Genomic DNA, 266 nt, shown 5'->3' with positions numbered 1-266 from the left:
AGTACGTTAAGCTGATTTCAGTCGTCGTAATGGCCGGAATCTTCCTCCACCAACCTTGACGGTGCTGCGCCACAGGTAATCACCAGTTAGGTTGATGTGCTCCCAGCCCAGCGGCGACAGGTACTGCAGCAGCGATTCATCGACAGCGGTGCTATGTCCGCGTAATGCGTTTGCGGACCGCTCCAGGTAAACCGTGTTCTGCATGCTTTTACAAAGTCACTTTTCGGTACCTTCTTCTGCTTCTTTAAGCGCTTGTCTGTATGCCA

Annotated in this window: 1 pseudogene; it reads right to left on the bottom strand. The window is 52.3% G+C overall.

Going from position 1 to position 266, the window contains the following annotated elements:
- Positions 1-6: 6 nt before the first annotated feature.
- Positions 7-198, bottom strand: a pseudogene (locus ALO64_RS23900) (Tn3 family transposase); the annotation flags it as partial.
- Between the last annotated feature and the right edge of the window lie 68 nt (positions 199-266).

Source organism: Pseudomonas meliae (assembly GCF_001400515.1).
In the GTDB taxonomy this organism is placed as follows: Bacteria; Pseudomonadota; Gammaproteobacteria; order Pseudomonadales; family Pseudomonadaceae; genus Aquipseudomonas; species Aquipseudomonas amygdali.
This window is presented reverse-complemented; position numbering and strand designations above follow the sequence as displayed.